General features: G+C 57.3%; 7 protein-coding genes. 1 reads left to right on the forward strand and 6 read right to left on the reverse strand.

The features are described 5' to 3' along the window. Window positions 1–470: 470 nt before the first annotated feature. From IDH45_RS33505 to IDH45_RS33530, 6 genes are read right to left on the reverse strand one after another with little or no spacing between them, the layout of a single operon-like run. Window positions 471–1,991: a xylulokinase gene (locus IDH45_RS33505; RefSeq protein WP_190932510.1), complete on the reverse strand. Its 1,521-nt coding sequence runs from the start codon at window positions 1,989–1,991 to the stop codon at window positions 471–473. Between the two features lie 2 nt (window positions 1,992–1,993). Beyond that, window positions 1,994–2,821 carry a tryptophan synthase subunit alpha gene (locus IDH45_RS33510; protein WP_190932511.1) on the reverse strand — a complete coding sequence of 276 codons (828 nt, stop codon included), beginning with the start codon at window positions 2,819–2,821 and terminating at the stop codon, window positions 1,994–1,996. Then, entirely contained in the window at window positions 2,818–3,813 is a 996-nt protein-coding gene (locus IDH45_RS33515; RefSeq protein WP_190932512.1) for an ABC transporter permease, read from the reverse strand. The genes IDH45_RS33510 and IDH45_RS33515 overlap by 4 nt, the downstream gene beginning before the upstream one ends. Next, window positions 3,800–5,350: a sugar ABC transporter ATP-binding protein gene (locus IDH45_RS33520; protein WP_190932513.1), complete on the reverse strand. Its 1,551-nt coding sequence runs from the start codon at window positions 5,348–5,350 to the stop codon at window positions 3,800–3,802. The genes IDH45_RS33515 and IDH45_RS33520 overlap by 14 nt, the downstream gene beginning before the upstream one ends. Before the next feature lie 17 nt (window positions 5,351–5,367). Then, the gene (locus IDH45_RS33525) at window positions 5,368–6,318 is read right to left on the reverse strand and encodes a sugar ABC transporter substrate-binding protein (protein ID WP_190932514.1); all 951 of its coding nucleotides are present in this window, start codon (window positions 6,316–6,318) and stop codon (window positions 5,368–5,370) included. A 58-nt stretch (window positions 6,319–6,376) separates the two neighbouring features. Next, a complete protein-coding gene (locus tag IDH45_RS33530) occupies window positions 6,377–7,351 on the reverse strand; it encodes a sugar-binding transcriptional regulator (RefSeq protein ID WP_190932515.1) in 975 nt (324 codons plus the stop codon). Window positions 7,352–8,266: 915 nt separating this feature from the next. Between IDH45_RS33530 and IDH45_RS33535 the strand changes: the two genes are divergently transcribed. Further along, complete coding sequence (locus IDH45_RS33535; protein WP_190932516.1) at window positions 8,267–8,467, forward strand: hypothetical protein; 201 nt, start codon at window positions 8,267–8,269, stop codon at window positions 8,465–8,467. Window positions 8,468–8,832 lie beyond the last annotated feature (365 nt).

Raw genomic sequence — 8,832 nt, forward strand, 5'->3', positions numbered from 1 at the left:
TTCCCTCTCCTTGTCTCTTCAAGGTAAATTCCTCTTTTAATTCCAGTTTCTTTACCTTTCACTTTTTTGTACCTAAGTAGTTACGGTTTGCAACTCTTATTTCCACTGAAACGGTTGAAAATACGTCTACAATGGCATTTTACGAGCTGCAAACCGCTCTTATTTTTGCGTCAAAGCGCCTAATTGTCAAAATCGCAGACACAAACCGCTCTTATACGCGCGGACGCTAGCTTACTTCTGCCTAAACCGCCCAAAGCCCCGACAGCATCGAGAGATGCCGGCAGGGCTTTTAGGTCAACTTACATCTTCATCTTAGTCCATGCCACTCTCATGCTCGGAGGCACGCAACTGCATCTTTCGCACCGCACGCAGCTCCCATCGCACGGTGTTTCGCTGCATGACGGTGGTCGGTCGACCACATACGTCCCGAAGGCGGTGTGTACAACGCCGCCCGAGGAAGACGCCAGCGCTTAAAACAACTCGGCAAGCGCCGGATACAGCTTGACGTATTTGGCGTATTTGCGTTCGTATGCCGCCGCGTTCGCTGCGTCCGGGGCATATGTCACGCTCGGCCGCGTATGCAGCACACGTCTCGTGAAGTCCGCATAGCTGTCCGCCCAGCCGAGCCGTACAAAACCGGCGGAGGCGCAGCCGAGCGCGGGCAAATATTGCGCGTCGCCCGGAACGGTTACTTCGGCGCCGCATACATCCGCGAAGATGCGGCACCACGTATCGCTGCGGCTGCCGCCGCCGATTAAGGTAAGCCGCTCCGGCAGACGGCCGCCGGACAAAATCTCCATCACCTGCCGCATCGCCAAAGCGACTCCTTCGAGCACGGCGCAGCCCATCTCCGCCCGCGTCGTCGTCGTCCGCAGTCCGACGAAGCTGCCGCTGGCCGACGCATCCTGCACGGGACAACGTTCCCCGTTCAGATACGGCAGGAACAACACCTCGCCCGCCGCCCGGTCGAACGAAGCCGCCTCCCTCTCGAAGGCGGCGTACGCGTCCTGCCCCTCAGCACCGCCCCCGAATACGGACACCGCCCATTTGTGGGCGTTGCCCGCATTCATCAGCGGCGCTATCGCGATCAGCAGTCCGCGCTCGGCGTGCGCAAGATGAAACAGCCCGTCCGCATGATGGCCGGGCCGCTCCACCGAAGCGGCAACCCATCCGGTCGTCCCGAGGTAGACGTACATATCGCCGCGCTCCGCCACACCGGCACCGAGCGTGGATGCGCCCGCATCCCCGATGCCGCACAGCACCGGCGTCCCGGCGGCGAATCCGGTCAGCGCAGCCGCTTCCGCGTGCACTTCGCCGGCGATGTCGTCCGTCGCCAGCAGGTCAGGCAGCTTGGCCGGGTCCAGCCCGAGCCGCTCCAGCCAGTCGCTTCGCCACGTCCGGCCTGATAGTTCCATCAAGCCGGACGTCGCCGCCGAGGTCGGATCGGTGACGTAACGTCCGGTGAGCCGACGGATCACATAATCTTTGGAGCTGAACAAAATCCGGTCGGAAGCGGCCATCAGCTCGGGCTCCCGCTCCTTCATCCAGAGCAGCTTCGCCAGCGGTATCGAACCGTCCATATGGTTGCCGGTTACTTCGCGGATCGTTGCTTCTCCGAGCTCGCAAGCGATCCGCTCCGCCTGCTCAGCCGCGCGCGCATCTGAATACAAGATAGCGGGCCGGACGGGTAATCCGTCCGAGCCCACCGGGATGACATCCTGCATTTGTCCGCTCATGGCGACGATCCGGACCTGTTCGGGGCGGACGCCCGCGGCCCACCAGCTTCGGGCGATCGAAGCGACCGCCTCCAGCCATTGCTCCGGATGCTGCTCGACCGTCCGCTGGTCGCGGGCAGCCGGATCGCCTTTGCCGAACAGCGTCTCCACCGGAACTTCGGCTTCGTAATCGAGCCGGCCGTCCCGCCCGACCAGCGTTCCTTTACAGCCGGTCGTCCCGATATCGAAGGAAGCGATATATTCGTTCAGGTGCATCGCTACATCCCAGCCTTTCGCTTCGTCTCCATCTTCATGTCGGCGATAAGACGATACAAATAATCGAGCTCGCCCTGCTCGCATCTAGCCACAAGAGCCGTTCCTACGACGGCGCCGTCGAAGCCGCTCTCGACCGCTTCCCGGACTTTCTGAACGGAGCGGAGACCGAAGCCCGCAACGACGAGCGCGTCCGTATGACGGCGGACTTTGCCGTACAGCGTGTTCAGATTGCCGAGCTCCGCCAGCGGGTTGCCGGTCGAGCCCCGGTACGTCTGCGCATAAACAACCGTCGCTCCATCCGTCGCGTCCGCCAGCTGCTCCTCACTCATGCCCGAATGGGCGAACCGGATCACATCGATGCCGCTCCCCAGCGACTCCAGCTCGGCGCTCACTTCGCGCTGCTCGGCCAGACTGCAGTCAGGCAGCACCAGCGCGTCGATCAGACGCCGCTCGGCGAGCATCCGGTGAAGACCGGCTCCGACCAGCTCCGACCGGTAGCCCATCGCCCAGATCGGCGCGCTGACCCGCTCCCGCAGCTCCGTCCAATACGATTCCGGCAGCATCCCGCCATCAGAATCCGGATTGCCGAGCGCCCGCCGGTGTCCGCGGCGGATGATCTCCCCGTCCAGCTTCGGCATCGAGCTGGGCACCCCGATCTCCAGAATGTCGACGCCCGCGGCAACGATTCCTTCCGCGATTTCGAGCGACCGATCCAGATCCGGGTCTCCAGCGACCACATATCCGATGAGCAACGCTTCGCCAGCGGACGAAGCTTTCCGCCACGCGTCGGTGTTATTCTGGTTGATAAACGCCGCTCCTGAACGATTCAACGTCCGCCACGCCCTAACCGCTGGACGATCACCGCAGCGATGACGATACAACCCGTGATGACGTCCTGCATGAACGTCGGCACCTCGAGTATCGTAAGACCGTTCGCCAAAATCCCGATGATCGCAGCTCCGATAAACGTTCCCCATATGTTCGGAACGCCTTCCTTAAAAGCCGTCATTCCTAAAAATGCCGCCGCATATGCGGGCAAAAACAATCCGGCGCCCCCGGTAGGGTGAGCCGAGCCGAGACGTGAAGCCATCAGCACGCCCGTTAGGGCGGCCAGCATCGCGCACAGCGCAAACGCGATGTTTTTGTTGCGCGCAACGCCTACCCCGGCAATCCGCGATGCCGCTTCGTTGCCGCCGATCGCATACAGCCTGCGGCCGAACGCACTGTTATTCATCACGTGCCAGAACAAAATACTGATCAGCAGCATGATAAGCGACAACAGCGGCAGTCCGAGCCACTCCGACTGGCCGACGGTGCCGAACGAGTCCGGAATGTTCTCGAACACGGTTGCCCCTCCGGTAAGCCAGAACGTAAACCCGCCGAGTATCGTACCCATCGCAAGCGTAGTAACAAAGGATAGGACGCGGAAACGGGTAACGAGAAATCCGTTGATATAACCGATCGCGAAGGCGATCAGCATCGGAGCTGTCAGGGCGACCCAGATCGGAACGCCGGCAACCGCCATTTTCGCGGCGACAACGCCGCCGAGGCTGGCCATCGCGCCTACCGAAAGGTCGAATTCACCAACCGACATTACGATGGTGGCGCCGATTCCGATAATAACAAGAAACGAAATTTGCCTGCTTATATTAACTGCATTGCCCCAAGTAGCAAACGAGTCCGGACTAAGCACACTAAAGACGATAATGATCAGCAGCCCCGCAATCGCGGTGCCATACGTGCGCATCAGTTTGCCGAACGAAAAGGCGTTCCGCTTAGCCGCAGCCGCTGCAATGGGCCCGCTGGAATTAGACTGATCCATGCTTGGGCTCACTTCCTTTCTCTTGGTTGTAGATCAGCTTAAGCACATCTTCGGGAAGGACTCCGTCGTTCGGAAGCTCCGCGATCGTCTCGCCGCCGTGCATAAGGACGATCCGGTCGGCGATCTCCAGCACTTCCTGCAAATCCGACGAGACAAACAATACGCCGCGTCCGTTATCGGCCTGATCGCGCAGCAGACGATGAATCTCTTCGCGAGTCATTACGTCGACGGCCTGCGTCGGCTCGTCGCACAGAAACAGCTTCGGCTCGCTCATCAGCGCCTTGGCGAACACGACCTTCTGTTGATTGCCCCCGCTCAGCTCGCCCACCGGCTGCTCCGCTCCGGCCGCCTTGACATTCATCGAAGTCATCCAGCGTGAGACGCTTGACCGCTCCGCTCCGGCACGGATTCGGACTCCGTCGGAAAACGAGCTCAGCACCGGCAGCGTCATGTTCTCGCGGATCGTCATGCCCATAATAAGCGCATGACCGCGACGGTCTTCCGGGATCAGGACGATCCCGCGGTTAAGCGATTTCTTCGGCGCCGGCTTCTGTACCCGCTCCCCGGCTACCGCCAGCTCGCCAGCCGCCAGCGTACGCAGTCCGTAAACCGCTTCCAACAGTTCCGTACGACCCGCTCCCGCCAGACCGAACAAACCGACGACTTCTCCTCCGCGCACTTCCAGACTGGCCCGTTTCACTCTGCCGTCGGCCGTAGCTATGCCGGCCGCCCGCAAAATAACCGGCCCTGCCGATGTTGCGGATGCCCGACGCGGCGCCGCCTGTACGGAGCCGTCTCCGGCCGGCTTCGCCTTGCCGTCCGTCATCAACGCGATCAGCTTGTCCCGCGTTGCTTCCTGCTTCGTTAACGTACCGGCGAGCTTGCCGTTACGCAGCACCGTAATCCGGTCGGACAACCGGAAGATTTCATCCATCCGGTGCGAGACGTACACGATGGCCGTTCCTTGCGACTGGAGTCGGCCGATAAGCGAAAACAGCAGCTCGGCCTCGCGGTCGGTCAGCGCCGCCGTCGGTTCATCGAGAATCAACAGACGGCATTCGAGCATCATCGCCCGCAAAATTTCGAGCATCGTCCGCTCCGGAGGCGACATATCGCTGGCCGGCACGTCAAGAGGCACTTCGATGCCGAGCCGGGCGGCCGTCTGGCTCGCCCTCTCGCGCATCTCTCCCCACCGTACCCCGAGACCGAAAGGCCGCTTCGGATACGGAAGCCCCAGATATAAATTTTCAAGTCCCGTAAAAGCCGGAACGAGCTGACGGTCCTGATGGATGACATTGATGCCCAGCTCGCGTGCGGTCTTCGGGTCAGGCACGGTTACCTGCTTCCCTTGCCACCACAGCTCTCCGCCGTCCGGCTTGTAGACGCCTGTTACGATTTTGATAAACGTCGATTTGCCGGCACCGTTCTCGCCTACGAGCGCGTGCACTTCGCCGGGCTCGATGGCCAGCGATACGCCCGACAGCGCGTAATGCGCGCCAAACCGTTTATCGATCCCTCTTGCTTCAAGCAAGGCCACGCGCATCTCCCCCTAACTTATTTGCCTTTCGTAATAAGCGAAGCGGGCGCATACATTTCTTTGTCCTTCACCGGCTGACCGCTAAATACGTTGCCGATCTGCTCAACGACGATATCCGCCATACCCGAGAAGTTTTGCTTGATCGTCGCTACGATCGGAGAACCTTTCTGAATCATATCGATCGCCTGGCTCGTTCCGTCGATCCCGGTTACGATAATATTTTTACGGCCTGCCGCTTCGATAGCCTGAGCAGCTCCGATCGCGGCTTCGTCCCAGCCCGTCCATACGGCTGTAATCGAGCCTTCATCTTTATTGGCCAGCAGCAAGCTTTCCATTTGCTTGCGCGCGTTTTCGATCGGACCCGGAACTTGAACCTGCTGCTCGGTGATGACCTTAATGTTCGGGTTTTGCTTCAGCATCTCGTCCAAAAGCTGGGTTCTTGCCAGGACGCCCGGATGCGGGCGGTGAGTCAGCACAACCAGGTTGCCTTTGTTGCCCATCTGTGCAAACAAATGCTCGGTAATCGCTTTAGCCATCGCTTTATTGTCGCTCGTAGCATTCATAGTCATGCCTTCAATGTAGCCGGAGTCGCTTCCGAATACCGGAATTTTAGCGTCAGCCGCTTTTTTGATTTGGGCTTTGAGCTGATTCGGATCGGTGCTGACGATAACAAACGCATCGACCTTGGAAGTAATCAAATCTTCCATCCGGCTCGCCAGTTGGCCCATATCGCCTTTCGTATCGACGACGTTCGCCTTCCAGTTTTTCTCCGTCATGCCTTTTTTCAGCTTTTCCACCATTTCATTCGTCGTTACCGAAGAGAGGTACGGTGTCAGGATCGCTACCGTCTTCTGTTTCCCTTCCGGCTTCGCACCGCTTTCGCCGCCGGTTTCGCTTCCTCCCTTGGAGCAAGCCCCGAGGATAAGCGTCAATATTATGGCTGCCATTACGAAACGTACTTTTTTCATATTCGCACAACTCCCCTTTTCGGATCTCGAATAAATGTTGGGCCGGGTTCTCCGCCCGTCATAGTTTAACCGGATGCTCGTTATGCCACTTTAATACCAGCTTGGCCGTCTCCATATCGGTGATCAGTACGTCGATCCAGCGGCCGCGCAGCGTCGCGCATATCGCCGCGACTTTCTCCTCGCCGCTTGCAATCGCGATTACATTAGGCACCTTGCGAAGTTCGCCTGCCGTCATCCCGATCATCCGCTGTTCAAGGTCGTAGGGCACCAGCTTGCCGGTTTCGTCCAGGAAGGAAGTGCAGTAACTCGCCACAGCTCCCAGACTGCGTACGTTTTCGATGTCGCTTTTGCTGAAGTATCCGGATTGGACGATCGTAGCCTGCTCCGAAACTTGTCCGATCCCGACCAGCGCAATATTCGTTTTTCCGGCCATCCGGAAAACGTCGGCAATCTCCGGTTCGTTGACGAACACGTCTCTCGCTTCCTTCGAAGCGACGACTGCCGGAGCGTTAAGCAGCCGATATTTCGACTTCAGTTTCTCTGCAAGCGAACGGGCGTTGGAGTTGGCATGCCACGGCGCCCCTTCGGAGCCCCAGCCTCCGACCAGCGGGACGAACTGCAGTCCTTTGCGTTGAACGAAACCGATTTCATTTCCAATAGCGGCAATGCTTCGTCCTGCCATTACACCAACGATATCATGATCCTTCAAGGCCGATTCAAGCAGCGCGCTGCCCGCACGGGCCAGTTGGGTCTCGATCGTTCTCGGATCGGCATCCGGGACATTCAAAACGCTTACATCGTGAATGCCGAACGTCTCGGCGATCGCCCGTTCGTACTGCTGCTCCTCCGAGTAAGGGTTCTTGATCTTGATCTGCACGATGCCAGCGGCTCTCGCCATGCTTAACATCCGGCTTACTTGCGGTCTCGATATGCCTAACCGGTCTGCGATTTCCTGTTGGTTCAACCCGTCGTTGTAATACAGATTGCTTACCTTGACGAGCAGCCGAGTTCTCTCCTCTCCAATATCGCTCACGCGCTCACCTCCATCCTGCCATAGTTTGATTCGAATGAACATATGTTCAGTGAAGTAATTATGTTCAATGCCAGTATAGTAGGCTTGTCGAAAAAAAGCAACAACTATTTTATTATCCTGCAGAAAATCGTCGAATTATGCGCAAAACACGAATTTATGCGACTAATAACCTATTCATTTATTTCCCTGGAAATAACACAAGCTATTATTTCTAGCGTCACATCTATATCGAATGACCCGGGACAGGACGAATGCCCCATTCTGGAACATGATCCGCGCAGATCGAAGATCAGGTAAGGTAAGGTAAGGTAAGGTAAGGTAAGGTAAGGTAAGGTAAGGTAAGGTAAGGTAAGGTAAGGTAAGGTAAGGTAAGGTAAGGTAAAAGTTCATACCACCGTTGCCGGCATAAGCGTTGCGTTATCGCGCAATTCGGCAAAGTTCCCGCTGTTGACAGCGAACCTGAATGGGCATTCGCACATAGTTTGGATGTATATGACTGGAGGAGGAACATCCGAATGCTGAAGCCCGTCAAACCCGTTCAAGTGTCCAAAACCACATTTTCGAAATAACCGGTGTCGATCGCGTAGATACGTATCTAAAAGCCGTCGATCAAATCTACAAGAACGTATGCCCGCCTCAAAATCCCCGTTCCTGCGAGCTTTGGTTCAGAGGGGCCAAAAGCGCGACCTACCATCTGGAGCCGTCTATCGCCAGAGGACTCGGAGCCCAATCCGAAATAGTCTACTTGTCCAAATTCCGCTCGCTTGCCTATCCCTACCTCGGCAACGTCCCCTACTTTATGCTGCATCAGGAAAAGCCAACCCCAATAAACCGGCCGCCGCGATTGGCCCGCTCAACAACCCGAGAATTATAAAACAGGCCGGCACCTTTACCGTATTCCCCATTACGCCTACTATGGTGCCGCTCGATCTGCTTCCGGACAGCTCCAGCTACTTGTACAAAATTGTAATCAAGAAGGAAGCCAGGGAAGCGATGAACGATCAGCTGCTCCATTACGGATTAACCGAGCACGACTTGTACCCTGGACTTGAAAATGTCGCCGCCGATATCCGGCAAGAAATTGAAGCCGAAGGACTCACTTCCCCGAAATCGTAAGGACCGCAATTTTCGGCGGCGGCGTGTACGAAACGCAAGTCCTCGGTGCACAACTATACGTTGGTACGTCGGTTTTAAGGAAGCCGTGGGATAAAGGCGTAAGGCGTCCAGTCGGTCCAGGCGATCCTTTGACGTGAACCCATACGTTAAAGTCCCAAAAACACAATAAGAGTTTCTAGCACCCCCTATTTTCGGCATAGAGGGATGCTTGGGACGAATAGAAGCGGTTTGCCCCCCTTATTTTAGTCAACAGGCGGGGTCTGTACTCTTTTCGCGCATATTAGGAGTCTCAAACCGCTCCTATTCCGTGCCCAAGCGGGTTTTCGGACAAAATAGAAGATACAAACCGCTCTTAATCGGTTCCG

Source organism: Paenibacillus oceani (assembly GCF_014705615.1).
Taxonomy (GTDB): domain Bacteria; phylum Bacillota; class Bacilli; order Paenibacillales; family NBRC-103111; genus Paenibacillus_AB; species Paenibacillus_AB oceani.

Excerpts from the sequence above, each read along its gene's own strand:
- IDH45_RS33515 (WP_190932512.1), bottom strand. The coding sequence starts at position 3,813 with ATGGATCAGTCTAATTCCAGCGGGCCCATTGCAGCGGCTGCGGCTAAG.
- IDH45_RS33535 (WP_190932516.1), top strand. The coding sequence starts at position 8,267 with ATGGTGCCGCTCGATCTGCTTCCGGACAGCTCCAGCTACTTGTACAAA.
- IDH45_RS33525 (WP_190932514.1), bottom strand. The coding sequence starts at position 6,318 with ATGAAAAAAGTACGTTTCGTAATGGCAGCCATAATATTGACGCTTATC.
- IDH45_RS33505 (WP_190932510.1), bottom strand. The coding sequence starts at position 1,991 with ATGCACCTGAACGAATATATCGCTTCCTTCGATATCGGGACGACCGGC.